The organism is Vibrio zhanjiangensis, from assembly GCF_030161235.1.
Taxonomy (GTDB): domain Bacteria; phylum Pseudomonadota; class Gammaproteobacteria; order Enterobacterales; family Vibrionaceae; genus Vibrio; species Vibrio zhanjiangensis.
This window is the reverse complement of sequence record NZ_BSPW01000036.1, coordinates 16,488-43,185: the sequence shown is the minus strand read 5'-3', so window position 1 is coordinate 43,185 and position 26,698 is coordinate 16,488. Positions and strand designations below refer to the sequence as shown.

25 protein-coding genes are annotated in these 26,698 nt (G+C 43.0%); 18 read left to right on the top strand and 7 right to left on the bottom strand.

What is annotated here, in order from left to right:
- The first annotated feature begins 52 nt into the window (after positions 1-52).
- Positions 53-364, top strand: a complete 312-nt coding sequence (locus tag QQK21_RS09920) for a DUF6482 family protein (RefSeq protein WP_284192035.1) — start codon at positions 53-55, stop codon at positions 362-364.
- Here QQK21_RS09920 and mutH read toward each other — a convergent pair.
- A complete protein-coding gene (mutH, locus tag QQK21_RS09915; RefSeq protein WP_284192034.1) occupies positions 361-1,026 on the bottom strand; it encodes a DNA mismatch repair endonuclease MutH in 666 nt (221 codons plus the stop codon). The two genes, QQK21_RS09920 and mutH, sit on opposite strands and share 4 nt — an antisense overlap.
- A 617-nt stretch (positions 1,027-1,643) precedes the next feature.
- On the opposite strand from mutH, the gene rppH reads away from it, so the two are divergent.
- The 5 genes from rppH to QQK21_RS09890 are packed head-to-tail and all read left to right on the top strand — an operon-like array spanning position 1,644 to position 6,943.
- Positions 1,644-2,162, top strand: a complete 519-nt coding sequence (gene rppH, locus QQK21_RS09910; protein WP_284192033.1) for an RNA pyrophosphohydrolase — start codon at positions 1,644-1,646, stop codon at positions 2,160-2,162.
- Between the two features lie 2 nt (positions 2,163-2,164).
- Positions 2,165-4,408, top strand: coding sequence for a phosphoenolpyruvate--protein phosphotransferase (gene ptsP / locus QQK21_RS09905; RefSeq protein ID WP_284192032.1), 2,244 nt, complete (start codon positions 2,165-2,167; stop codon positions 4,406-4,408).
- Between the two features lie 15 nt (positions 4,409-4,423).
- Positions 4,424-5,215 (top strand): sulfite exporter TauE/SafE family protein, encoded by a 792-nt coding sequence (locus tag QQK21_RS09900; RefSeq protein ID WP_284192031.1) that lies wholly within the window; start codon positions 4,424-4,426, stop codon positions 5,213-5,215.
- 45 nt (positions 5,216-5,260) lie between these two features.
- A complete protein-coding gene (lgt, locus tag QQK21_RS09895) occupies positions 5,261-6,082 on the top strand; it encodes a prolipoprotein diacylglyceryl transferase (protein ID WP_284192030.1) in 822 nt (273 codons plus the stop codon).
- Positions 6,083-6,091: 9 nt separating this feature from the next.
- The gene (locus QQK21_RS09890) at positions 6,092-6,943 is read left to right on the top strand and encodes a thymidylate synthase (RefSeq protein ID WP_284192029.1); all 852 of its coding nucleotides are present in this window, start codon (positions 6,092-6,094) and stop codon (positions 6,941-6,943) included.
- 93 nt (positions 6,944-7,036) lie between these two features.
- On the opposite strand, the gene QQK21_RS09885 is transcribed toward QQK21_RS09890, so the two are convergent.
- Positions 7,037-8,182, bottom strand: a complete 1,146-nt coding sequence (locus QQK21_RS09885) for a Na/Pi symporter (protein WP_284192028.1) — start codon at positions 8,180-8,182, stop codon at positions 7,037-7,039.
- A 356-nt stretch (positions 8,183-8,538) separates the two neighbouring features.
- Here QQK21_RS09885 and nhaR point away from each other — a divergent pair, with 356 nt between their 5' ends.
- Entirely contained in the window at positions 8,539-9,432 is an 894-nt protein-coding gene (gene nhaR, locus QQK21_RS09880; protein WP_284192027.1) for a transcriptional activator NhaR, read from the top strand.
- A 117-nt stretch (positions 9,433-9,549) separates the two neighbouring features.
- Positions 9,550-9,852 carry an ArsR/SmtB family transcription factor gene (locus tag QQK21_RS09875; protein ID WP_284192026.1) on the top strand — a complete coding sequence of 101 codons (303 nt, stop codon included), beginning with the start codon at positions 9,550-9,552 and terminating at the stop codon, positions 9,850-9,852.
- A 68-nt stretch (positions 9,853-9,920) separates the two neighbouring features.
- Here QQK21_RS09875 and rpsT read toward each other — a convergent pair whose 3' ends face one another.
- On the bottom strand, positions 9,921-10,181 hold the full coding sequence (gene rpsT / locus QQK21_RS09870) for a 30S ribosomal protein S20 (RefSeq protein WP_004744855.1): 261 nt from the start codon (positions 10,179-10,181) through the stop codon (positions 9,921-9,923).
- Positions 10,182-10,441: 260 nt separating this feature from the next.
- Between rpsT and murJ the strand changes: the two genes are divergently transcribed.
- The 6 genes from murJ (at position 10,442) to ispH (ending at position 18,013) form a co-directional block, all read left to right on the top strand.
- Positions 10,442-12,010 (top strand): murein biosynthesis integral membrane protein MurJ, encoded by a 1,569-nt coding sequence (murJ, locus tag QQK21_RS09865; protein WP_284192025.1) that lies wholly within the window; start codon positions 10,442-10,444, stop codon positions 12,008-12,010.
- A 66-nt stretch (positions 12,011-12,076) separates the two neighbouring features.
- Positions 12,077-13,021, top strand: a complete 945-nt coding sequence (gene ribF / locus QQK21_RS09860; RefSeq protein ID WP_284192024.1) for a bifunctional riboflavin kinase/FAD synthetase — start codon at positions 12,077-12,079, stop codon at positions 13,019-13,021.
- 55 nt (positions 13,022-13,076) lie between these two features.
- Positions 13,077-15,905, top strand: coding sequence for an isoleucine--tRNA ligase (gene ileS / locus QQK21_RS09855; protein WP_284192023.1), 2,829 nt, complete (start codon positions 13,077-13,079; stop codon positions 15,903-15,905).
- Positions 15,906-15,985: 80 nt separating this feature from the next.
- Entirely contained in the window at positions 15,986-16,498 is a 513-nt protein-coding gene (gene lspA / locus QQK21_RS09850) for a signal peptidase II (RefSeq protein ID WP_284192022.1), read from the top strand.
- A 91-nt stretch (positions 16,499-16,589) separates the two neighbouring features.
- Positions 16,590-17,021, top strand: coding sequence for an FKBP-type peptidyl-prolyl cis-trans isomerase (gene fkpB, locus QQK21_RS09845; RefSeq protein WP_284192021.1), 432 nt, complete (start codon positions 16,590-16,592; stop codon positions 17,019-17,021).
- Positions 17,022-17,059: 38 nt separating this feature from the next.
- Positions 17,060-18,013, top strand: a complete 954-nt coding sequence (gene ispH, locus QQK21_RS09840) for a 4-hydroxy-3-methylbut-2-enyl diphosphate reductase (RefSeq protein ID WP_284192020.1) — start codon at positions 17,060-17,062, stop codon at positions 18,011-18,013.
- A gap of 112 nt (positions 18,014-18,125) precedes the next feature.
- Here the strand turns inward: ispH and QQK21_RS09835 are convergent, their stop codons facing one another.
- Positions 18,126-19,601, bottom strand: a complete 1,476-nt coding sequence (locus QQK21_RS09835; RefSeq protein WP_284192019.1) for a carbon starvation CstA family protein — start codon at positions 19,599-19,601, stop codon at positions 18,126-18,128.
- A gap of 240 nt (positions 19,602-19,841) precedes the next feature.
- Between QQK21_RS09835 and QQK21_RS09830 the strand changes: the two genes are divergently transcribed.
- Positions 19,842-20,183: a DUF2799 domain-containing protein gene (locus tag QQK21_RS09830; protein ID WP_284192018.1), complete on the top strand. Its 342-nt coding sequence runs from the start codon at positions 19,842-19,844 to the stop codon at positions 20,181-20,183.
- A gap of 121 nt (positions 20,184-20,304) precedes the next feature.
- On the opposite strand, the gene murQ is transcribed toward QQK21_RS09830, so the two are convergent.
- Both murQ and QQK21_RS09820 read right to left on the bottom strand, forming a co-directional pair.
- Complete coding sequence (gene murQ, locus QQK21_RS09825; protein WP_284192017.1) at positions 20,305-21,243, bottom strand: N-acetylmuramic acid 6-phosphate etherase; 939 nt, start codon at positions 21,241-21,243, stop codon at positions 20,305-20,307.
- 24 nt (positions 21,244-21,267) lie between these two features.
- Positions 21,268-22,377: an anhydro-N-acetylmuramic acid kinase gene (locus tag QQK21_RS09820; RefSeq protein ID WP_284192016.1), complete on the bottom strand. Its 1,110-nt coding sequence runs from the start codon at positions 22,375-22,377 to the stop codon at positions 21,268-21,270.
- A gap of 315 nt (positions 22,378-22,692) precedes the next feature.
- Here QQK21_RS09820 and nagZ point away from each other — a divergent pair, with 315 nt between their 5' ends.
- The 3 genes from nagZ (at position 22,693) to tyrA (ending at position 26,079) form a co-directional block, all read left to right on the top strand.
- Entirely contained in the window at positions 22,693-23,676 is a 984-nt protein-coding gene (nagZ, locus tag QQK21_RS09815) for a beta-N-acetylhexosaminidase (RefSeq protein ID WP_284192015.1), read from the top strand.
- Between the two features lie 180 nt (positions 23,677-23,856).
- On the top strand, positions 23,857-24,930 hold the full coding sequence (locus tag QQK21_RS09810; RefSeq protein WP_284192014.1) for a 3-deoxy-7-phosphoheptulonate synthase: 1,074 nt from the start codon (positions 23,857-23,859) through the stop codon (positions 24,928-24,930).
- A gap of 21 nt (positions 24,931-24,951) precedes the next feature.
- Positions 24,952-26,079, top strand: a complete 1,128-nt coding sequence (tyrA, locus tag QQK21_RS09805; RefSeq protein ID WP_284192013.1) for a bifunctional chorismate mutase/prephenate dehydrogenase — start codon at positions 24,952-24,954, stop codon at positions 26,077-26,079.
- 124 nt (positions 26,080-26,203) lie between these two features.
- On the opposite strand, the gene QQK21_RS09800 is transcribed toward tyrA, so the two are convergent.
- A complete protein-coding gene (locus QQK21_RS09800; RefSeq protein ID WP_284192012.1) occupies positions 26,204-26,575 on the bottom strand; it encodes a PilZ domain-containing protein in 372 nt (123 codons plus the stop codon).
- Positions 26,576-26,698 lie beyond the last annotated feature (123 nt).

Here is a 26,698-nt window from a genome sequence, read left to right as displayed (position 1 = left end):
ACAATTTAGCAAAATTGGCTTTTTTAACTAAACTTTAACATGGAGGTAAAGCATGCGGAAAACTCAGTTAGATAAGTGGATTCATGGGCACCATAAAGATAACTATCAGTCACCACGGGTTTTTGTTATTGGGTGTTCGGACCTATCCCATTACCTCATTGCGGTAGAGTACAAACACAAATTAGAGCCAATCAAAGAAAATGATCAACCGATACATTTTGAGTCTTTAGACTTAGTCAGAGATGCGTTACTTAAGCTTGGTGTCGAAAAGGCGTACTTACGTTTACACAGTACTGACGATGAATGCGGGGCAGGGGATGAGGCCATGTATTATGATGTTGAATTACCCTTAACGACACATTAGCAAAAGCTTTGTCCTAAAATTCTTGCAGTAAATTGTGTTCGAAGGTAAAAGCCGCGGGGCTGCGTCATAATCGGCTTTCCGATGCCACCATATGCCTCGGTTAAAACGCGACCATTTGCTGCCTTAGGCCTCAGTTGAAGTACTTGTCCGTGACGAGCGGTGATTTGTTCAACCTGACCTAACACTATCATTTCCATTAATTCTTCCCAATCTGCTTTGAGGAGCGAATTTTCTTCCTTACTCGGTGTCCAGAAGAACGGTGTGCCTACTCGGCGTTGGGCGAGTGGTATTTCTCGCTCCCCCTCGACTGGAACCCAAAGTACACGTGAGAGTTTGTTACGAACATGGCTGGTTTCCCACGTTAGGCCTTGTACACCAATAAGTGGAGCGACACAAACGAAAGTGGTTTCTAGCGGCTTACCTGTGTAGCCAATAGGAATGGTTTTTAACTCAATACCCAGCTCTTTAAAATCTTGTTCCGCTTTACTACCCGCTGATGCACCTAAATGCCATTCTAGCAGTTGTCCAACCCAGCCTTTGTCTCGTTTTAGATTTTCTGGAACAGCGAGGTTTGCTTCTCTAGCAAGTTCTTGAAAGTTGACGCCAGCAATATCCATTGCTCGGTTGAACAGCTCTTGTTCAGATTTGGGTTGAGGTTTCATCGGGAGTTATTCGATCATTAATAGGGAGGTTAGTGTACCGGAATTATACCGCAAAGTGTTTAGGCAGGATCTTGGTTGATGAAAAGATCGTCATTATGGAAGTTATCCACAGACTATGTTGTCAATCATGGAGTTTTGTCGGCTAGTGTATGAATAAACAGGTATTTTCCGTGTATTTAAGACTTGTATTTTGCAAAATATCTTTTTTCAGTAAGATCATTGTGTGGATAAAATGAACCATGATGGATCTTTAACCGATCATGAAAGTTGCTGATTTCGTGACGCTGGTTGGATAGATGGGTGGGATTTTTTTGATCTTAAGATTATGATTTTTATTTGATTTATATTTTTCTTCTTTTATATCGCTGGGCGCTAAGTTAAAAAGATGGCTAGACTAAATCACTTTTTCCTAAATTCTTCACATAGTTATTCACAGAAAAGGTGAATAAATGTGGTGTATATCTCACTGAGATGTTAGTAACTACATGTTTGGCGGAATAGTATTCATAAATTGCTTTTCACAGCATGTTTTATGCGTCATTTGTGCGAGTAAGTTTGCTACATATGGGGATATGTGGAAAAATCACAGTAATTAAGAATTTATTTGAGGTAGGCCAGTGATAGATGGCGATGGTTACCGCTTAAATGTGGGGATAGTAATTTGTAACAACCATGGTCAGGTCTTCTGGGCTAAGCGATACGGACAACATTCATGGCAGTTTCCTCAAGGGGGAATTGACGATGGAGAAACTCCTGAACAAGCAATGTACAGGGAGTTGTACGAAGAGGTTGGTCTTACTGATAAAGACGTAAAAATTGTTGCAACGAGTCGTCATTGGTTGAGATATAAGTTACCCAAGAGATTAGTTCGTTGGGACTCAAAGCCTGTCTGTATCGGACAAAAACAGAAATGGTTTCTTCTTCGTTTGGATTGTGATGAGTCACGTATCAACATGCAGCGAGGAAATGCCCCTGAATTTGATGGTTGGCGATGGGTAAGTTATTGGTACCCAGTTAGGCAAGTCGTGTCTTTTAAAAGAGATGTTTACCGCAGAGCAATGAAAGAGTTCTCTTCGGTGGCGATGCCATTTAAAGAGCGTAAGACTAAAGGTAAACGTAAGCACAAAAGAGGGTAGACATGCTTTCTCAACTAAGGGACATTGTTGAACAAGTATCTAAAGTGGAGGATGTTCACCAAGCGCTAAAGGTTTTAGTTAAGCAAACATGTAGTGCAATGAATACAGAGTGCTGCACTGTTTATCTTGCTAACGAAGACATGCAACGATTGGAACTTATGGCTACCCAAGGGCTTAAGTATGAAGGAAAAAAGATCCACATTAATTTCAGTGAGGGTTTGGTTGGCTTAGTTAAACGTACAGCTGAGCCTCTGAATCTTGCTGAGGCCTCGAAGCATCCCAACTTCAAGTACTTTTCTCAACTTGGTGAGAAAGTCTACCAAAGTTTTCTCGGTACACCGATTATCTATCGAAGACAAGTGCTTGGGGTGCTTGTTGTGCAACAAAAGCAACCTCGCCAATTCAATGAGATTGAAGAGTCGTTTTTGGTGACGCTCTCTGCTCAATTGGCTGTTATCATCGCTCATGCTCAAACCCAAGGACAGTGGCGCCTTGAAAAGGAGCAGGACGAGATTAATGGCATTGCCGCTTCTTCTGGTGTTGCGATTGGTGAGTTCCGCTGGGATGAGACGCAGTTGGATCTATCTGATGTGTACCCTGCTTCAACACTCGATGTTGAACGTGAGCAAGAGTGGCTGTTAATCGCAATAGAAGAGGCTTTAAGTGACTTTCGTAGGATGCGGAAAAAGTTTGATGGCGAAATCAATAAGGACGCATTGGCAATATTTGATCTCTTTACTCACTTGCTTAACGATCCTATGTTGCGAAAGGATCTAAAAAGTCAGATTCAAAAAGGAGATCGAGCCGATTGGGCACTAAGACAGGTCGTTGAAAACTACTCGAACCGATTTGCCAAGATGTCTGATGTATATATGCGTGAGAGGGCTCAAGATGTTAAAGAACTTGGCCAACGACTCCTTTTTTTCCTACATAATACGGAGACCAATCAACCAGAATTTGAGAAGCCCGTGATCCTGATTGTCCGTGAGTTAACGGCCACTCTTCTGGCTTCCATACCCAAAGATAAGTTACTCGCGGTTGTTGCTCTGGAAGGGGCTGCAAACTCTCATGCTGCAATATTATCCCGTGCTCTTGGGATCCCCACTGTAATGGGCGTTACGCTAAATCTAAAAGTAATCAATGGAAAAAATGGCATAGTTGATGGTTATAGTGGAAAGATTTTTATTTCTCCTAATAAACAATTGCTAAGAGAGTATCGTGAGTTAGTCAACGAAGAGAGTGAACTTGCGACCTTAGTGAATCAAAAGGTGCTCGAACCGGCGAAAACTCATGACAATGTACGTATTGAAGTGATGCTTAATGCTGGCTTGAGTGCCGATGCCAACATAGCCGTCAATCAAGGTGTTGATGGTGTAGGCTTGTACCGCACTGAAATTTCATTTTTGCTCCACCATCGTTTTCCCTCAGAAGAAGAGCAAGTCCATCAGTACAAATCCGTTTTAAACACTTATCCAAATAAACGAGTTGTAATGCGGACTCTGGATATTGGTGGGGATAAAGCGTTACCTTACTTACCGATAGAAGAAGACAATCCTTTCCTTGGCTGGCGTGGTATTCGTTTTACTCTCGACCATCCAGATATCTTTCTTATGCAGATTCGAGCCATGATGAAAGCAAGTGTAGAGCACCAAAATCTTAGCATTTTGCTTCCCATGGTATCCGGTACTCAAGAGCTTGATAGTGCATTGGATTTAGTTGATCGTGCCCATCAGGAGTTGGCCAAGCAAGACAGTCGAATTGCTATGCCAGCAATTGGTGTCATGATTGAAGTCCCATCTATGATATATTTATTACCTCTCATTGCAGAGAAAGTAGACTTTGTTTCAATCGGAACCAACGATTTAACCCAATATCTGTTGGCGGTGGATAGAAATAACGCTCGGGTTGCTGATGTTTATGAGTCGATGCACCCTTCAGTTATCATGGCTCTCGACCATATCCACCGAACGTGTGAACAACTTAAGCTTCCAGTAAGTATCTGTGGTGAGTTAGCGGGAGATCCCATCGGTGCTTTGTTGATGGTTGGCCTTGGTTACCGCAGCTTGAGTATGAATACGTCTAATGTCGCTAAGATTAAATATTTGCTCAGTCAGACAGATAGCGTTGAATTACGCGAATTAGCGACCCAAGCTTTGATGAAAGCTTATGGCAATGATATTTATGCAATGATGAAAGCCTTCTTCGATGACAAAGGTTTCTCTGGCTTTATCCGCGCAGGTAAATAATAAAAAAGGAACAATGTGAATATTGAATTTTTTGCCACGCTAGTCCTTCTTGGTGGCATTGTCGGGATATTGGCCGGCTTACTGGGTATAGGTGGTGGGTTGATTGTGGTGCCAGCTTTGCTGTTTCTTTTACCGCTGGCCGGTATAGAACCTGATATTTGTATGCAAATCGCCTTAGCAACATCTCTTTCCTCTATCATTGTAACTTCAGGCTCATCGGCTTTAAACCATTTTAAGTTGGGCAATGTTGATATCTATGTTGTTAAATGGCTAATGCCTGGAGTGGTTGTTGGTGGATTTTTAGGCGCGAATGTTGCCGAATGGCTACCAGCAGAATATTTACCTAAAGTTTTTGGTTTCATCGTGTTAGGTTTGGCGGTGCAAATGTTTCTTTCGATCAAGGGACACAGCACCAAAACCATGCCAGGTAGTCTAGCCACAATGACGATAGGGACAGGAATTGGTATGGTATCCAGCCTTGCAGGTATTGGTGGTGGGTCGTTATCTGTTCCTTTTCTCAATCGCCATGGCGTTGAAATGCGAAGGGCAGTAGGTTCTTCTTCCGTATGTGGATGTTTTATCGCTTTCGCGGGAATGGTAGGTTTCATCTTACATGGTTATCAGGCACAATCTTTGCCACCGTATAGTTTAGGGTACGTATATTTGCCCGCTCTTGTGGCGATTGCGTCTACCTCCATGTTGACGACTCGTATCGGTGCCCAAATGGCGACATCGATACCTACGAGCGTTTTGAAGAAAATCTTTGCGGTGTTTTTGCTCTTTGTAGCAGGAACTATGTTGTTTTAACAGACTCTCATTTAATTATCTTAATACCTAAAGAGTGGTAGTTTTATGTCTCAAGGATTCCTTGAATTTCCTAATATCGATCCTGTTCTGATCTCATTGGGGCCTTTGTCAATACGTTGGTACGGGCTTATGTATTTGATTGGTTTCGCATTTGCTTTATGGTTAGCCAACCGGCGAGCAGACCAAGCTGACAGTGGTTGGACAAGGGAACAAGTTTCGGATCTTTTGTTTGCTGGATTCCTTGGTGTCGTCATCGGTGGTCGTGTTGGCTACGTTGTGTTCTACAACTTTGATCTTTTCATACAAGATCCTCTATATCTGTTCAAAGTTTGGACGGGCGGTATGTCATTTCATGGTGGCCTACTGGGTGTGATTAGCGCCATGCTCTGGTACGCAAAGAAAAATGGTCGTACCTTCTTTGGCGTCGCTGATTTTATTGCACCGCTCGTGCCTTTTGGTTTAGGAATGGGGCGGCTTGGTAACTTTATGAACGGTGAGCTTTGGGGACGTGTGACGGATGTGCCATGGGCAATGGTTTTCCCAACAGGTGGACCTTTACCTCGTCATCCCTCTCAGTTATATGAGATGGCGCTTGAAGGTATCGTTTTGTTCTTTATCTTGAATTGGTTTATCAAAAAGCCGCGTCCGCTTGGTGCAGTATCAGGCTTATTCTTGGCCGGTTATGGTACATTCCGTTTCTTAGTGGAATATGTCCGTGAACCTGATGCTCATTTAGGTCTATTTGGCGGATTTATCTCAATGGGACAGATTTTATCCTTACCTATGATTTTAGGAGGGATTTTGATGATGATCTGGGCCTATAAGCGTGGTCACTATAAAGATATTCTTCCACAGCAAACCAAATGAGGACGGGAAGTGAAACAATATTTAGAACTCTGTCAGCGTATTGTGGAACATGGTCAGTGGGTTGAAAATGAACGTACAGGTAAGCGCTGTTTAACTGTGATTAACGCTGACCTCACGTATGATGTTGCTCAGAATCAGTTCCCTCTAGTCACAACGAGGAAAAGTTTCTGGAAAGCGGCAGTCGCTGAACTACTTGGTTATATCCGAGGTTATGATAACGCCGAGGATTTTCGCACTCTAGGCACTAAGACTTGGGACGCAAATGCCAACCAAAATTCAGCTTGGTTGAATAACCCATATCGGAAGGGTACTGATGATATGGGGCGTGTCTATGGGGTTCAGGGTCGTACATGGGCGAAGCCGGATGGTGGTTATGTCGATCAGTTGAGAAAGATTGTCGATGATTTAACCCGAGGTGTTGATGATCGTGGTGAGATCCTCAATTTTTATAACCCAGGCGAGTTTCATATGGGGTGTTTACGCCCATGTATGTACAGCCATCACTTTTCCTTATTAGGGGATACGCTTTATCTCAATAGTACCCAGCGATCTTGTGATGTTCCGCTTGGACTGAATTTTAACATGGTGCAAGTTTACGTCTTGTTGGCTGTCATCGCGCAGATCACAGGTAACAAAGCAGGTCAGGCTTATCATAAGATCGTTAATGCGCATATTTATGAAGATCAGCTAGAGTTGATGCGTGATGTACAGCTTAAACGTGAGCCTATGAAAGCGCCTACTTTCCACATTAACCCAAGCATAACATCATTGGAAGACTTAGAGACATGGGTAACGCTGGATGATTTCTGGGTTGAAGGATACGAGCATCATGAGGCTATTCAATACCCATTTTCAGTGTAACGATATTTGGTGAGTTGACTTAGACTTCAATGAGTTAATTTGATTTTGTCAAAAAAGAAAACCCTGCAATCAATGTTGCAGGGTTTTCTATATTTAGGCGCTGAGTGCTAAGATCGTACCCGGTAATACAAGGAACACAGCCAAAAGATACCCAGCGACAACCGCTTTATTTTTTACGGCCATGTCTGAGATGATATCTGCAGCCTTAACCGGTAGATCCCTAAGCACCGGAATACCGAAAATAACTAGGGTTGCTAGGATATTGAATGAGAGATGGACCAAGGCGATTTGAAGGGCAAATACCGCAAATTCTCCAGATGCGGCGGTTGCTGCTAATAAGGCCGTAATACAAGTACCAATATTAGCACCCAGAGTAAAGGGGTAAACATCTCTGACTTTTAGTACACCAGAACCAACCAGAGGAACCATCAAGCTGGTTGTTGTTGATGAAGATTGCACTAACACAGTCACTATTGAACCAGACAAAATACCGTGGATAGGACCTCTACCAATAGCACTTTTCAGAATTTCTTTAGCGCGACCGACCATAAGGCTTTTCATCAGTTTACCCATAACAGTGATAGCCACAAAGATAGTTGCAATGCCAATAACAATAAGAACGATGCCTCCTATGCTATCGCCAAAGGTACTCAGGGGTTCTTTGATTGCGCTCACAACTGGTTTGGTAATCGGTTTGATGAAATTGAGTCCTTTCATGCTCATATCACCCGTTGCTAAAAAAGGTGATACTAGCCAATGAGAGACTTTTTCTAAGATACCAAACATCATTTCTAATGGAAGGAAAATGGCAACCGCGAGAAGATTAAAGAAGTCATGAATAGTGGCACTGGCAAAAGCACGTTTAAACTCTTCTTTGTTACGTATGTGTCCAAGGGAAACTAAGGTATTAGTAACCGTTGTTCCTATATTGGCACCCATGATCATTGGGATAGCGGTTTCGACAGGTAAACCACCAGCCACAAGGCCAACGATGATTGAGGTTACTGTACTTGAAGATTGGATTAATGCAGTGGCAACAAGACCTATCATCAAACCAGCAATGGGATGTGAGGCAAACTCAAACAAGACTTTCGCCTGATCACCCGTAGCCCATTTGAAACCACTACCAATCATAGACACTGCTAATAGCAGCAAATACAGCATGAATGCCAAGTTAGCCCAGCGTAACCATCGAGTTGTGCTCGAGATGGGAGCCGCTGTTGTAATAGCTTGGTTCATAAATCTTCTCCGTGACCTTAATTATATTGACGGTCAATAATTAATACTGTTGGCGATAGTAGAGGTTAATTATGTCATTTATATTACAACTGATTTTTTAGCTGACTATTCACTTGCTAAAACCTTGAGGTGGTTATTTACATTATGATTTTAAAGGAAATTTTTATATTTTCTTAAAATTGACTAGCTTGAATATCAACATTTTCTTATTCCGTTTTACTGGAATTGTCATCTTACTGGACTGTATTTTCGGTTTTAACATAACAATATTATAATAATGTTCGTTTTTTCCGATCTCTTGTTGTCATGAAAAGGTTTTGCTATAACCGATAATACTTAGATTAGCGAGAATGATGATGTCGCATTTAAACTATAATCATCTTTATTATTTTTGGATGGTGTGTAACCAAGGTTCGGTCTCAAAAGCGGCTGATGCACTCTTTCTGACTCCCCAAACGGTCACTGGGCAAATCAAAGCATTAGAGGAGCGAATGGGGGGGAAACTCACCAAGCGTAGTGGTCGAGGCATCGAACCAACGGAACTAGGGCAGCTTATTTACAAATATTCTGATCGAATGTTTGGTTTAAGCTATGAGATGTTGGATATTGTCAACTATAGCCAGCGTGCGAATATATTGTTTGATGTAGGAGTTGCTGATGCTTTATCTAAAAGGTTGGTCAGTAAGATTTTGATGAAAGCTATTCCTGAAGATAACAGTATTCACTTACGTTGTTTTGAGTCAACTCACGAGATGTTGCTTGAACAATTATCTCAACATAAATTAGATATGATTTTGTCAGATTGTCCTGTTGACTCAAGTCAGAGTCCCGGCTTGTATAGTAAAAAGCTTGGAGAATGCCATATGAGTTTTTTTTCTAGCAGCCATATCCTGCGATGCTCGTTTCCTCAAATACTCGAGGAGAAAAAATTACTCATCCCTGGCAGTCGAACCGCGATGGGGAGAAAAGTACTTCAGTGGTTTGATTATCAAGGCCTACAGCCTAATATTCTCGGTGAGTTTGATGACGCAGCATTAATGAAGTCTTTCTCCCGTTATCATCCTGAGGTGATTCTTTTGGCTCCCTCTCTTTATATGTCGGAAGTAGAGAATGACTTGCCCCTACAATTGATAGAGCATATTGAAGAACTTAAAGAAGAATACTACGTTATCTTTGCTGAACGCATGATTCAACATCCTGCGGTGAAAAATATCTGTGATGCTGATTTGGCTGATTTGTTTCAACACTAATTTTTTGGTTTCAACAAATAGATTACTTGATGCAAATAGATTAGTATCAGTTTTGTAAATGTATCAATATGTGAATTGTAGGCTGAGAGATTAGGTTGTCTTAAGAGGTGCTAGCCGATGAATTTAAAGGAAATGGAAAAAAATTCTGCCAAAGCGGTGGTACTACTTAAAGCAATGGCGAATGAAAGGCGCCTGCAAATACTGTGCTTATTGCATAATCAGGAGCTGTCGGTAGGTGAGCTTTGCAGCAAGTTGGAATTAAGCCAGTCCGCGCTATCGCAACATTTGGCGTGGCTGCGTCGTGATGGCTTAGTGAATACGCGTAAAGAAGCACAAACAGTATTTTATACTCTCAGTAGTGAAGAGGTTAAATCCATGATTCATCTTTTACATAGCCTATATTGTGCAGAGGTAGTGTAAGCGATATGCTCTAGTAATAAAAAAACCGGCCAAGGCCGGTTTTTTTCGCTATAGAAATCAGAGTCAGATTATAGAGCTTTGATTGCAGCAGCGAAACGAGACTTATGACGTGCAGCTTTATTCTTATGAATAAGGCCTTTAGTCGCCATGCGGTCTAGGATTGGTGTAACTGCAGCAAATGCTTCAGTTGCAGCAGCTTTGTCGCCTGCTTCGATAGCAGCAACAGTTTTCTTCATATAAGTGCGCATCATAGAACGACGGCTAGCATTGTGCTGACGACGTTTCTCAGCTTGGATAGCGCGCTTCTTAGCAGATTTACTATTTGCCAAGGGTCTAACTCCCAAAAACTTTAGTTCGGTGACAATTTAAGGGCGAGGAATATCCCCTATTTGCACTTAAATGTCAAATGATTTGTGCAAAAACCAATCGGAGCCAAACAAATTTTGGATTAGATAGGTCTTCACGGTTAAGATGGCGGGGATTCTATCAGTATTTTTTTTTCATTGCTAATACTAATCTACTCTAGGCCTGACATTCTTGTCGTAGAGTAGGGCTTTATAATCAGTATTACTGGACTTTAGAGGTAGCTGTGAGCAAACGTCTACTTAAGTCAGGACTAATTGTTAGTGCTATGACTTTTATTTCTCGTGTACTTGGCTTAGTGCGTGATGTTGTGGTGGCTAATTTAATGGGAGCCGGAGCTAGTGCCGATGTATTCTTTTTTGCCAATAAAATTCCGAATTTTTTGCGTCGTTTGTTCGCTGAGGGAGCTTTCTCCCAAGCATTTGTTCCCGTGCTAACGGAGTATCATGCAACGGGCGATATGGACAAAACTCGCCAATTAATTGCCCGAGCCGCGGGTACTTTGGGTGTTTTGGTTTCAATTGTGACTGTTTTGGGCGTCCTGTGCTCAGGAGCGGTGACGGCGCTGTTCGGTTTCGGCTGGTTTCTTGATTGGGTCAATGGCGGCCCCTCTGCGGGGAAATTTGAACTGGCGAGCTTTATACTCAAGATAACCTTCCCTTATCTATGGTTTATCACTTTTGTTGCTCTATCGGGGGCGATATTAAATACCTTGGGAAAATTCGCAGTATCTTCGTTTACGCCAGTGTTTCTCAATGTAATGATTATTTTGTCCGCTTGGTACATAGCGCCGAAACTGTCACAACCAGAAGTTGGATTGGCAATTGGTGTCTTTCTTGGCGGCTTGGTCCAGTTTCTATTCCAAATTCCTTTTTTAATTCAAGCGGGGGCGTTTGTTAAACCCGCTTGGGGATGGAGAGATCCAGGTGTGGTCAAAATTCGAACCTTGATGATTCCTGCCCTATTTGGTGTCTCTGTTAGCCAGATCAATTTATTATTTGATACTTTCATCGCCAGCTTTTTACAAACAGGGTCAATCAGTTGGTTGTACTATTCAGATCGTTTACTTGAGTTTCCCTTGGGCTTATTTGGTATCGCAATTGCTACTGTGATTTTGCCTGCCTTGTCGCGAAAACATGTTGATTCTCATAGCATAGGCTTTTCTCAAACTATGGATTGGGGAATCCGGATGGTGGTTTTGCTGGGTGTTCCTGCCACTTTGGGCTTGATGGTATTAGCAAAACCTATGCTGATGGTGCTTTTTATGCGTGGGGAATTTAGTCCTATGGATGTTGAACAGGCATCAATGTCTTTAGTTGCTTATGCATCAGGCCTGTTGAATTTTATGCTTATTAAAGTTCTCGCTCCCGGTTATTACTCACGCCAAGACACCAAAACACCAGTCAAATATGGCATTATTGCCATGGTGACCAATATGGTATTTAACGCTATTTTTGCTTGGTTCTACGGATATGTGGGCTTAGCCATTGCAACGGCGTTATCTGCTTTTGTGAATATGTCGTTACTTTACAGGGGGCTTCATCTAGCAGAGGTTTATCAATTAACTCGTCAGACTTTGGTTTTTATTGCTAAAGCGATGACCGCGGGTGGTTTGATGGTTGGAGGAATTTTGTGGCAATTAGAGGACATCTCTACTTGGTTAAGTTGGAGCCTCTCGCATAGGGTTATTGGGTTATCAACACTGATTGGTTTAGGGGCCGCGGTATACTTGATTGCGCTTTGGGTAATGGGGGTTCGTTTAAAAGATGTAAAAGCCGCGACACAACAAGAGTGATTAGTATATAATCCGTCAGTTTCACGTAGGATAAAATTTGAAACCAATAGGACTTAGACGCGCTTAATGGAATTGATTCGAGGAATCCACAATATCAAAGCACATCATGCAGAGTGCGTTCTGACCATAGGCAACTTTGATGGCGTGCACTTAGGCCACCAAGCTGTGTTGAAAAAACTGTCTGCAAAGGCAAAAGAAATGGGGTTGCCTGCGACCGTCATGATATTTGAACCTCAGCCTTTAGAGCTCTTTGCTAAAGATAAGGCTCCGGCGCGGCTAGCTCGTTTGAGAGATAAATTTGTTCAGCTAAAGAAACTGGGCATCGAACGCTTACTTTGTGTCAATTTTAACCATGGATTTGCTAATCAAACGGCACAAGAATTTATTAGTGACTTGTTGGTAAGTCGATTGGGTGTTAAGTTTCTTGTCGTCGGAGATGATTTCTGTTTTGGTCGAGAGCGGCAGGGTAATTTTGCTATGTTGCAAGCGGCTGGGGAAAAGCATGGTTTTGATGTTGTGAATACACATAGCTTTTGCCTAGAACAGTTGCGTATTAGCAGTACGGCGATTCGAGAAGCCTTAGCCAGTGATAATTTACCGCTAGCTTCGAGTATGCTGGGGCGTAATTACAGCATTAGTGGCCGAGTTGCGCACGGCAGGAAACTAGGTAGAACCATAGGCTTTCCTACTGCGAATATTCCGCTTAAACGGTGTGTGTCACCGGTTGCTGGTGTGTATACCGTTCAGGTGCTTGGTTTAAGCGAGCAACCAATCGGGGGCGTGGCTAATATAGGCACTCGACCAACGGTAGATGGCGTGCGACAACAACTTGAAGTGCATTTGTTCGACTTTCATGATGATTTATATGGCAAGCAGCTCGAAATCGTACTTTTGAATAAAATAAGAGACGAACAAAAATTTGAGTCCTTCGACTTATTAAAACAACAGATTAAATTGGATGCTGAGGCAGCAAGGGTGTGGCTGCGTCGGTATAAAGACCAAGCGGTTTAGTTCGCTGTTTGGCATAATGTCTAACTGTCACCCAACACAACGGAATTAAGAATCGATGAGTGAGTATAAAGATACCCTGAACCTTCCTGAAACAGGGTTTCCGATGCGTGGCAATCTGGCTAATCGTGAGCCAGAAATGCTTGAGCGTTGGTACAAAGAAGACCTTTACGGTGAGATCCGCAAAGCGAAAAAAGGCAAACAATCTTTCGTTCTACATGATGGTCCTCCATATGCGAATGGTGATATTCATATTGGCCACGCACTAAACAAGATTCTTAAAGACATTATTATTAAATCCAAAACACTTTCTGGTTTTGACGCACCATACATTCCTGGCTGGGATTGTCATGGTCTACCAATTGAACTAATGGTAGAAAAAAAGAAAGGCAAACCAGGCCAGAAGATTTCCTCTTCTGAGTTTCGTGAAGAGTGCAGAAAATACGCGGCAGGCCAGGTCGAAGGGCAAAAAGAAAGCTTTAAACGTTTAGGAATCATGGGAGAGTGGGATAAACCATACCGCACCATGGATTTTGCGACTGAAGCCAATATTATTCGTGCTCTAGGTAAAATTGCTGATAATGGCCACCTGCTAAAAGGCTTTAAACCCGTTCATTGGTGTACTGATTGTGGTTCGGCATTGGCAGAAGCAGAAGTTGAGTACAAAGACAAAGTATCCCCTTCAATTGATGTTCGATTTAAAGCGAGCGATCAATCTGCCGTATTATCAAAGTTTTCATTGAGTCAAGGCCATGAAGGACACGGTGATATTTCTATCGTGATTTGGACTACAACACCTTGGACTTTGCCCGCGAACCGCGCAGTATGTCTACGTGATGATCTTGAGTATGTTCTAGTGCAAGTCGAAGGGGACAATCCAGAGCGAATTATAGTGGCTTCCGAGCTTGCCAAAGACGTCATGGATAGAGTAGGTATCGAACATTTCCACAACCTAGGCTTTGCTAAAGGGAGTGATCTCGAGCTGTGTCAGTTTGAGCACCCATTCTATGATTTCAGTGTTCCCGCGATTCTTGGTGATCATGTTACTACTGAGTCTGGTACAGGTGTGGTTCACACAGCTCCCGGTCATGGTCAGGAAGACTTCGCAGTTGGTAACAAATACGGTTTAGAAGTAGCAAATCCAGTGGGCTCTAATGGCGTTTATTTGCCTGATACAGAGTTATTTGCTGGTCAGCACGTATTTAAAGCCAATGATGCTGTTGTTGAAATACTTAAAGAGAAAGGCGCTTTACTTCATCACCATGCATACGAACATAGCTATCCGCATTGTTGGCGCCACAAGACACCGATTATCTTTCGTGCGACGCCGCAGTGGTTTGTGTCTATGGAGCAAGCGGGTTTGCGAAGCAAAGCGCTTGAATCTATCAAGGGTGTTGAGTGGATGCCTGAATGGGGACAAAGTCGCATTGAGGGTATGATAGAAGGTCGCCCAGAATGGTGTATTTCTCGTCAACGTACTTGGGGCGTGCCGATTGCACTCTTTGTGCACAAAGAAACCGCGGAGCTTCATCCTCGTACATCTGAGCTTATTGAACAAGTCGCTCAATTGGTTGAGCAAAAAGGCATTCAAGCGTGGTGGGACCTAGAAATCTCGGATTTACTGGGTGAGGATGCAGTAAAGTACGAAAAAGTGCTGGATACACTTGATGTCTGGTTTGATTCTGGTGTGACTCACTATTCAGTCGTTGACGCTCGCGAAGAATACAATGGTCATAGCGCAGACTTGTACCTTGAGGGCTCTGACCAACATCGTGGCTGGTTCCAATCGTCGCTCATTTCATCGATTGCGATGAAAGGTCAAGCGCCATACAAGCAAGTGCTGACCCATGGATTTGTGGTTGATGGTCAAGGCCGTAAGATGTCTAAATCGATCGGTAATGTTGTTGCGCCAAAAGACGTCACCAATAAGCTGGGGGCTGATATTTTGCGTCTTTGGGTAGCGTCGACAGATTACACTGGTGAAGTTGCGGTGTCTGACGAAATATTAAAGCGCAGCGCGGATGCCTATCGCCGTATTCGTAATACAGCTCGATTCTTCTTAGCAAATCTCAATGGTTTTAATCCTGCAACCGATATTGTAGCTGCAGAAGACATGGTGGCGTTGGATCGTTGGGCTGTCGGCCGTGCATTTGCCGCTCAAGACGAAATCATTAAAGCCTATGATGAGTACAATACGCATGCGGTAACGCAGCGTCTAATGCAATTCTGCTCAATTGAAATGGGTTCTTTCTATCTCGACATTATTAAAGATCGCCAGTACACAGCAAAGCGTGGTGGGCATGCACAACGGAGTTGTCAGACTGCGCTTTACTACATCGTTGAAGCCTTAGTTCGTTGGATGGCACCCATTATGTCGTTCACGGCAGACGAAATCTGGAATGAGATGCCAGGTGAACGTGAAAAATTTGTCTTCACTGGTGAATGGTTCGATGGTTTGTTTGGTGTTGCAGATGATGAAGTGCTGAACAACGAGTTTTGGTCTGATATACAAACGGTGAGAAGCGCGGTCAACAAACTTCTCGAAAATGCCAGAAATGACAAAACCATAGGCAGTGCTCTGCAGGCCTCAGTCATTTTGTATGTCGATGATGCTCTTGCGGCAAATGTGAATAAATTGGCAAATGAATTGCGCTTTGTATTGCTCACGTCAGCGGCAATGGTCAAACCTCTTAGCGAGAAATCGGATGCAGCACAAGCGACCGATATTGAAGGTTTATTTGTTGAAGTCTCGGTTATTGATGCAGACAAGTGCGATCGTTGCTGGCATCACTCTCCCGATGTAGGCACTATTGATGGCCATGAAAAAATCTGTGGTCGCTGCGTGTCGAATGTGGAAGGCGAGGGTGAAGTTCGTAAGTTCGCTTAACAAGCGAATATTACTGTCACTTGGAACTTTTAAGTCAATCGATAGCCCCAGTATCTACTGGGGCTATTTATAGGAATCGTATGAGCGAACAAGCATTAACTCTCAAGCAGTCTGGAGTGCGCTGGCTGTGGGTTGCCATCGTCATTTTTTTTGCTGATATAGGCATTAAACTTTGGGTCATGGATAGCATGGGGTACGGTTGGGCAAATCGTATCGAGGTGTTGCCTTTTTTTAATCTTCTCTATGTTCACAACTATGGCGCGGCATTTAGTTTTTTAAGCGATCAAGCTGGCTGGCAGCGCTGGTTATTTACAGGTATCGCCTTTGGCGTTACAGCTTTACTTATCTATTGGATGAGTAGACTACCGGCAAAAGAAAAGTGGAATAATATCGCTTACGCGATGATCATAGGCGGTGCTGTCGGCAATGTGTTTGATCGCGTTGTGCACGGTTTTGTTGTCGATTATTTGGATTTTTTCTGGGGAAGTTATCACTGGCCAGCTTTCAATCTTGCCGATAGCGCAATTTGCATTGGCGCAATCATGATTATCCTCGATGGTTTTCGCAGCAAAAAGCTAAGAACTAGCAATTAAAGCCCCTATTGGCATTCTAAATGTTAAGCGAGCATTCGCCTTTTTGCATGTGCTAGTAGCAAGCACTGCACGACAACAAGGAAACAATATAGTGACCACTATTGTCCAACAATCTGCAGTTACTCTGCATTTTACTATCAAACTTCAAGATGGTTCAGTCGCGGACAGTACCCATAATATGGGCAAGCCGGCTAAGTTAGTGATGGGAGATGGTAGTCTCAGTGAAAACTTTGAGCACTGTTTACTGGGGCTAAAAGCTGGTGATCAAAAAGCAATTGAACTGCAGGCCAAAGATGCGTTTGGTGCACCAAACCCTGATAATATTCATCATATGGATCGCGCTAAGTTTGTTGGTGATGCTGAAGTTGAAGTTGGGACCATTATGGCATTCTCCGGTCCTGACGGTATGGAAATTCCAGGAATAATTACCGAAATTGCTGGCGATTCAGTGACAGTCGATTTTAATCATCCTTTGGCTGGCCAAGATGTCACTTTTGAAGTTGAGATCTTGTCAGTAGAATGACGCCGTTAAGTAATAATGTACCCATTATGAGCGATGAAATGAAAATTCTTTTAGCTAACCCACGTGGTTTTTGTGCCGGTGTCGATCGCGCAATCAGCATCGTCGAACGTGCGTTGGAACTCTATCAACCACCTATTTATGTACGTCATGAAGTCGTTCACAACCGATTTGTGGTGGAAGGCTTGAAGCAGCGTGGAGCCATTTTTGTTGAGGAGTTGAGTGAAGTTCCTGATGATAACATTGTGATCTTTTCGGCTCATGGAGTATCTCAAGCCGTTCGCAAAGAAGCTAAAGAGCGAGATTTAACCGTTTTTGATGCTACCTGCCCACTTGTTACTAAGGTGCATATGGAAGTTGCTCGTGCAAGTCGCAAGCATATGGAAGTCGTGCTGATAGGCCACGCTGGGCATCCTGAAGTTGAAGGGACCATGGGACAGTATGCCAGTGAGCAAGGTGGGATGTATTTGGTTGAAACGCCATCTGATGTCATTCACTTGAAAAGTAAAGTAAAAGATCCCTCTCATTTGCACTATGTGAGTCAAACTACTTTATCTGTGGATGAAACCGCAGATGTCATTGAAGAGCTCCGCCGAGTATTCCCAGATATTCAAGGGCCGCGTAAAGATGATATTTGTTATGCCACTCAAAATCGTCAAGATGCAGTGCGAGACATGGCCGTGGATGTTGATGTGGTTATCGTGGTTGGGTCTAGAAACTCGTCCAATTCAACGCGCTTGAAAGAGTTGGCTGAAAAGCTTGGAACACCGGGTTATTTGACCGATTGCCCTGAAGACATTAAGCCTGAGTGGTTTAAAGACAAAGCGAAAATTGGTGTTACCGCAGGGGCATCTGCGCCTGAAGAACTGGTTAATAAAATTCTTGATCGCATTCAAAAATTATCCGGCACTCGAGTCGTGCAAGAAATTCAGGGTAGAGAAGAAAACATGTTTTTTGAAGTGCCGAAAGAATTACAAATCAAACAAGTGGATTAGTCTTTTTACTCGTTGCTCAGTGGACTTAAATACAATCTCTGTCATTGATTTAAGCATTAGGCTATCCATTGTTAAAAGGCTCCATTTAATCAATGGAGCCTTTTGGGTTAGATTATGCCCTTTTTTCCACAGCCGCATTATCGTTTAGACTTTCTATCTCACTTTGTTTAGGAAGTCTGATGATATACATACTCACTAAAAGAGAAAATGCGATACCGACGATGGTCGATATAGTGATAGGTAGCCCGAAGCCAAGGCTGGCACTATTAAGAATAAAACTTGTCACAACTGTGGTCATAAAAACAGCAGGGATAGTTGTTATCCAATGGATTTTATTATGGCGAACCAAATAGGCCGAGGCGGTCCACAACATCATGACCGCTGTGGTTTGATTGGCAAATCCGAAGTAACGCCAAATAATGCCAAAGTCTACTTGAGTGAGTATGCCACCGATGACAAATAGCGGCACTGCCATCATGAGTCGGCTGCGCAGGCTTTTTTGTTCCAAATTAAAATATTCAGCTAGAATGAGGCGACTTGAGCGAAATGCAGTATCTCCCGAGGTTATGGGGAGAATGACGACCCCTAAGAAAGCGATGACGCCTCCAAATACTCCTAATAAACCAAACGATGCACTATAGACTACATTGCCAGGGCCGCCCGAATTGACCGCTTGAGACAGTGACTCCAAACTGTCGAAGAAAGACAACGCAATTGCACACCAAATCAGAGCAATGATCCCTTCACCAATCATGGCACCATAGAAAACAAAACGTCCATTACGTTCATTCTCCATACAGCGAGCCATAAGTGGTGATTGGGTTGCATGAAATCCTGATATTGCTCCGCAGGCAATAGTGATAAATAGTGCTGGCCAAAGAGGCATATCATTTGGGTTTAGGTTGCTAAGCATGTCTTTAGCTTCAAAATTACCCATAAGAGTATGGTCACTTGATAACGCAACCGCTGTGATTAAACTGATTGACATGAACAGAAGTAAGGCACCAAATAATGGATAAAATCGGCCAATAATCTTATCAACAGGGACAATTGTTGCGACAATATAATAAATAAAAATTGCGCTAACCGTTGTCGTCATACTGATAGAGAGGCTTGTCTGCTCGTTGATAAGATTGGTGATCATGCCAGCTGGGGCAGAAACAAAGACAACACCAACGAGCAGCAGCAAGACAATGGCAAAAATGTTCATAAAGTGTTTGGCGCCATTGCCAAGATATCGACCTGTGATTGTTGGTATTGATGCTCCACCATTGCGAACTGATAGCATGCCAGAAAAGTAGTCATGTACAGCGCCTGCGAAAATACACCCTACGACAATCCAGAGCATAGCTGCGGGACCGTATAAGGCCCCCATTATTGGGCCGAAAATGGGTCCAACGCCAGCAATGTTTAGTAGCTGCACGAGGTAGACCTTCTTGGTTGACATGGGGACATAATCGACCCCGTCAGATTGACTGTGGGCTGGGGTTTGACGCTTTTCATTGATATGAAAAATCTTTTCAATCAATGTTCCATAGAGGAAGTATCCTCCAACTAAGGCCGCAACACAGGTTAAAAACCAAAACATGGCAAATGCTCCGTAGCAATGAATGAACTATTAAGTCAATATAATAAACATCTTTATCATTAAGTTCTGTTAGCTGGGTTAGTGTTCTCAATAAATCCGTTTTTCTTACCATGGTTGACTATTATCCGAAATAAAGACATGGTGCTAGGGTTATGAGGGTGTGTTGCTGGCGGGGCGGATACCAAGGATACTCTCGTAACAAGCGATACTTTTAGATTCTTGATAAAAATAAGGAAAATGATGAGAAACCTCATAGGTCTAATGTTATTAACAACACTATTTGCCTGTACATCAACGACACAGCAGCTTGCTGAGGAAGGAGATTGGTATGCGATAGGTTATCAAGATGGTATTCGTGGCAATGTTCAGCGCTCATCGCGTGAGCTTACCAAGCTAGGTAGTGCAAATCATAGTGACTATGACCAAGGCTATTTGGTTGGAATTGAAGAGTTTTGTAACCCGAATCATGCCTATCACGTAGGACTTTCTGGTCAGCATTATGACGGTGTTTGTGAAGGTACCGAAGACGCACAAAAATTTCGAATGGAATGGCAACGTGGGTGGGATGATTATTCGAACTGACCAATGATAGCATCGGACATCAATAAATTATGGTGTGGAAAATGGCAAGACAACATTGTTGCTGAATTTATGCGGCTCAGTTGGTAAGACAAGAAATGCCTAACATTCCGTTAGGCGTTTTTCAGTTATTGTCAGTTTTACCTGCTTGATCAATAACAGCTTTTCTCAAGTAACCATGTTGAAGGTTTAATTTTTCTTTGGCAGCCTCCTTGCCTAGCCCAGTTAATAGCATCAAAATGGTGAGTTTGACGTCGTAGTCGGTTTTTTTAAGGGTATCTTGGGCTTGTTGCTGATGACAGTCAGTGGCTTGCATGACAATTCGTGTGGCTCTTGCAACTAGTTTTGCGTTGGTTGCTTTGACATCGACCATTAGGTTTTGGTAGCTTTTTCCCAGACGTATCATACTTGCGGTGGTTAGCATATTGAGTACCAGTTTTTGCGCAGTGCCTGATTTTAGACGTGTTGAGCCTGTCAAAGCTTCTGGGCCAACGACAGGGCATATCGCGATGTTGGCAATATCAGCAATTGGGGAGTCTGGGTTGCATGACAGAGCAATCGTTGTGGCACCAACTTCGTGGGCGTATTCGAGACCTCCAATTACATAAGGCGTTCGTCCACTTGCTGCAATCCCAACCAGTATGTCACGATCGGTAAAGCCGATTTTCAGTAAATCTTGCTCTCCCATCTCCGGCAAATCTTCTGCGCCTTCTTTGGCTTTTAAAATCGCATCTTTACCACCCGCAATTAATCCAATCACCATATTATCTGAAACGCCAAAGGTTGGCGGACATTCTGAGGCATCTAATATGCCTAGCCGACCACTAGTGCCCGCTCCCATGTAAACCAGTCGACCACCCACTTGAAAGGCCTGGGTTATTCTATCGACAGCCAGTGCGATTTCAGGCAATACTTTTTCAACCGCAAGAGGAACCAGTTTATCTTGTTGGTTCAGACGTTGAACAATATCGAGTGATGGTAGCATGTCGATATCCATGGTGTCTGGATTGCGGTCTTCCGAGATTAAATGAGAAAGTGCATTTATCAGTGCATCGTTTGTCATGATCTTCCTTACATCTAATTTGTGTTAATCAGCAAAATATATGACGCCAAGAGACGCTAAGCGACTTGCCCCTGTTACTTGGGGTAAATTACTTGGCAGGTTGTGGATACGACGATAAGCAAGCCAAGCAAATGCCATCGCTTCAATATTTTGGCTGTCAATTCCCTCGGAGTCAGTGGGATTTACTGACCATAATGGTAACAGTTCATCTAAGCGCTTCATCAATAGAGGGTTTTTGGCACCTCCTCCGCATACAAGAAGCTTTTGCTGCTTATTCTGTTGGTACTTTTCGACTTCATGACTGATCGTTCGAGCGGTAAACTCACACAAGGTGCGTTGTACATCTTCCGGTTGACAAGAGTGACTACGCAAAATTTGCTCTAGCCATGTGAGGTTAAATAACTCACGACCTGTACTTTTTGGCGGTGGCAGTGCGAGATAAGGCTCAGTAAGTAGTGCATTTAATAATGGAATATTGACTTGTCCTTGCTGAGCGAAAAAAGCATTTTCGTCATAGGGTAAATGTTTATATTGTGTACACCAAGCGTCCATTAGCATATTACCAGGCCCAGTATCATAACCTATGACAGGATACTGTGGGCGCAGTACTGAGATATTGGCAATGCCGCCGATGTTTAGTACAACGGTCGTGACCTTTTTTGAACCAAAGAGCGCCTCATGAAACGCTGGAACCAATGGTGCTCCTTGACCTCCCAGAGCGATATCTTTGCGCCTGAAATCTGCGATGGTCGTTATTCCAGTCTGAGCGGCAATGATATTGGCATCACCGAGCTGTATCGTAAATGGGGTGTCACTGTTTGGCTGATGGAAAACGGTTTGTCCATGGTTACCAATCGCGGTGACGCTATCTTTGCTGACACCTGTTTGTTTCAGTAAAGTTAGTACGGCGTTTGCGTACAAATGCCCTAGCTGGTGGTCTAATTCGCCGAGTTGTTTTAGATTGGTGTCTTGGCCAAGGCATACATCGAGCACTTGTTGCTTTATCTCTTCAGGTATAATGTAGCTTTGGGATGCGACTAGCTTGACTTCTCCTTTGGTGATTTCTGTCAGCACAGCATCGATACCATCAAGACTGGTGCCGGACATTAGACCAATGTATAGCTCTTTATTCATCGCCTACTTTTTCCCTGAAATGCTGATTAGCACATAGTATGCGATGATATTGGAGTAAAAAGCGATAGAAGCAGCACGATTTTTATTTGTTACCGGATCAAATTATCAATAGGCTAAGTGTTAGTGGTGTCGAAATGGTTAATATTACAATTTGCGCTGGATAAGATCTTTTAAAAAGGTTCTGCTAATAGCATTAAGGGCTTGATATTATCGTTCGTCATTGAAGAGTTTAGGTGGCTTAGGACTTGTGAGTCGCATCCTATCTCAGCCAAGATAATATTTTGAGGGTGATTTGAATTTATGAGGGTGAATGATATGGGACCTTTATGGCTTGATGTGGAAGGATGTGAGTTGACGGCGGAAGATAAGGAAATTCTGCAACATCCTTCAGTAGGAGGAGTCATACTATTTTCTCGTAATTTTTATGATAATCAACAGTTACTCGCACTGAATCAATCGATTCGTCATGCGGCTAAGCGGCCTATTCTGATTGGTGTAGATCAAGAAGGTGGACGAGTACAACGTTTTAAGCAAGGTTTCTCTATTATTCCAGCTGCGGACTTGTATGCAAAACAAGAAAATGGAGAGGAGCTTGCACAGCTCGGTGGCTGGCTGATGGCAGCTGAATTGATTGCTCATGATATTGATTTAAGTTTTGCCCCTGTGCTGGATAAAGGCCATCAGTCGAAAGCTATCGGCAGTCGGTCTTTTGGTGAAGATATTGATACGATAGTTCGTCATAGTAGCGCTTTTATGCGTGGAATGAAGGCGGTGGGGATGTCGACAACAGGAAAACATTTCCCAGGTCACGGTGGTGTCGTTGCTGATTCTCATCTTGAAACGCCTTTTGACAGTCGAGAATCAATATTTGAACAGGACATGGCGATCTTTGAAACCCAGATAAAAAACAAGTTACTTGATGCTCTGATGCCCGCTCATGTGATTTTTCCTCACTATGACTCAGAGCCCGCAAGCGGTTCTAAATATTGGTTGAACAATGTGCTAAGAGAGATGTTAGGTTTTGATGGCATTATTTTTTCAGATGATTTGACTATGGAAGGGGCTGCTATTTTAGGCTCTTATGCTGAACGCGCGCAAAAATCGCTGGCTGCTGGATGCGATATGATCCTTGTGTGCAATAAACGTGAGGCTCAAGTTGAGGTGTTGGATAATCTGCCCATTACAAGTGTTCCTCGTGCCCTTAGCTTGCTCAAAAAGAAATCCTTTGGTTTTGACGAGCTTTGCCGTAGTCAGGAATGGAAGACCGCTTCTGAGGCGATGAAACGCATTCAGGATTAATTGACTTATTTGACTCTCAACAACCGATGCAAGTTAAAATAATTAATTGTAAATTTAATTTTACATATGTTTTTTATTGTTTACACTGTTGAGTTTTTTTCTGATCCTGATAAGGTATTTGAAACCTGCTGTGCAGGTGAGATGAAAAGAAGTGTAAATTTTAATGTACGAAGTTGAGTTATGCAAAAAAGTAAACTGAGCAATATTAATATTATTGACGAGCAGGTGCTTATCACCCCCGACGAATTGAAAGCAAAGTTGCCGCTAAGTGATAAAGCGCGACAATTTATTCAGCAATCTCGCCAGACAATCTCTGACATCATCCATAAGAAAGATCATCGTTTGCTGGTTGTATGTGGACCGTGCTCCATTCACGATATTGATGCTGCTAAAGATTACGCTCGACGCTTGAAAGCACTGTCTGAGCAGTTGAGTGATCAACTTTATCTAGTCATGCGTGTTTACTTTGAAAAGCCTCGTACAACAGTGGGTTGGAAGGGGTTAATCAACGATCCTCACCTTGATGGCTCTTTTGATATTGAACAGGGACTGCATGTTGGGCGCAGATTATTGGTCGATCTTGCTGAAATGGAAATACCTTTAGCGACAGAGGCGCTTGATCCTATCAGTCCACAGTACCTTGCAGATACATTTAGCTGGGCGGCGATAGGAGCGAGAACCACCGAGTCTCAAACCCACAGAGAAATGGCCAGCGGTTTGTCAATGCCGATTGGATTTAAAAATGGTACGGATGGGAGTTTGTCTACGGCCATTAATGCAATGCAGGCTGCTTCTTCAAGTCATAGGTTTATGGGCATCAGTCGTGAAGGGCAAGTTGCCTTATTAACGACTCAGGGAAATGCCAATGGCCATGTTATCCTGCGCGGTGGGAAGCAGACCAATTATGATTCAGTATCCGTTACTGAATGTGAACAAGACATGGAAAAAGCGGGATTAGAGCCTTCTTTGATGGTGGATTGCAGCCATGCCAATTCTCGTAAAGATTTCCGCCGCCAGCCATTGGTGGCAGAAGATGTGATTCACCAAATTCGAGAAGGGAACCGGTCCATTATTGGTTTGATGATCGAAAGCCATATTCACGAGGGAAATCAAGCCTCGGATCTTCCACTAAATGAGATGAAATACGGTGTCTCCATTACCGATGCGTGTATTGATTGGCAAACAACAGAGACACTACTGCGCCATGCACATAGTGAACTGGTACCATTTTTACAGCAACGACTTCAAGGTTAGCGAGAGGTTTACAAAAATACAATGGCTGTTGAACTAAACGAATTACGTGATCAAATAGATGCTGTAGATAAAAATATTCTTGAGTTACTTGCTCAGCGATTGTCTTTGGTCCAGAAGGTTGGTGAGGTAAAAAGCACTCATGGTTTACCCATCTACGCGCCAGACCGTGAGGCGGCTATGTTGGCTTCTCGTCGTGAAGAAGCCGCCAAAATGGGTGTTCCACCTCAGCTTATCGAAGATATCTTGCGTCGCACTATGCGTGAGTCGTATGCCAGTGAAAAAGAGGCTGGATTTAAGTGTCTAAACCCAGAATTAGGTACAGTTGTCATTGTCGGGGGACACGGTAAGTTAGGGCGATTGTTTGGAAAAATGTTTAAGTTATCGGGTTATCACGTTGAAGTGCTAGGTAGTGAGGATTGGACAAAAGCTGATGAGCTGCTAGCTAAAGCAGGCTTGGTTATTGTAACGGTACCGATTGATCTTACCGTTGACGTTATTGAAAAATTGGGCAACCTACCGAAAAATTGTATTTTATGTGACTTGACCTCAATTAAAGCCAAGCCTTTGCAGGCAATGTTAGATACTCATGACGGACCGGTTGTGGGACTGCACCCAATGTTTGGCCCTGATGTCCCTAGTTTAGCCAAGCAAGTGATTGTTCACTGTAATGGTCGAGGGGAAGCGGATTACCAGTGGCTACTAAAGCAGTTTTCTATTTGGGGCGTAAGCTTATGTAATATGGATGCAGGTGAACATGATCACGGTATGACGCTTATCCAAGCACTGCGCCACTTTACTTCATTTGCTTATGGTTTGCATTTAAGTCAAGAAAATCCATGCCTTGATAAACTTCTACAACTCAGTTCTCCAATTTATAGACTTGAATTGGCAATGGTTGGCCGTTTATTCGGACAAGATCCCAATTTGTATGGCGATATTATTTTGTCATCGGATGAGAATATTCAAATGATCAAGCGTTTTCATCAACGTTTTGGGGAGGCAATGCAACTTCTTGAACGCAAGGACAAACAGGCGTTTGTGTCTAGTTTTAATATTGTCAGTGATTGGTTTGGTGAATACTCGCAACAATTTATGCATGAAAGCCAAAATTTATTGAAGCAAGCCAATGATGCTATCCATCGTGGTTAGGGATGATTCTGGCGGGGACAATTGGCATTGAGCTGTGTTTAAGTAAGCTCATTGAAAAATGCGTCATATCTTATTTGGACGCGAGCTGCCGTGAGTGCTTTCGTTTTAATGTATGTAGGGGCGGTCAGGTGTATTCACCTAAGTCTGTTAAGTGCTCGATATCTCTGTGTAATAGATCATCGTCTCCTACGTTTAACTCGATTAACCTTTTGAGATAGCCAATACTTTCAATATCAATATGGTCAATACTCAAACGTATTACGTTACTGTTTAGTCCAACGACTTTTCCTACTAATTCTATTTTTATATCAGTGTCTTGAAGTGAGAACTCGACATCCACCATAGAATTAAGACTTAACTCATCAGCATTATCTGATGTCAGTAACAATCCGTGTAGTGACAGGTCGCAAATAAAGCAATCTACTACTTTGTTGTTTTGCGATAATACCGCTGGTGTTTGGTAAATAATTCGCGAAAACTGTCGGCGTTCTATCATGGTTATTTCTCTCTGTCATACTCAATATTCAAGATTATCCCTTAAGAATGACTCCCACAAATGCAGTAATTTCAATAATATGAAAGTCTGCAGTGGTGATAGAAATAAGGCCGCTAATCTAGG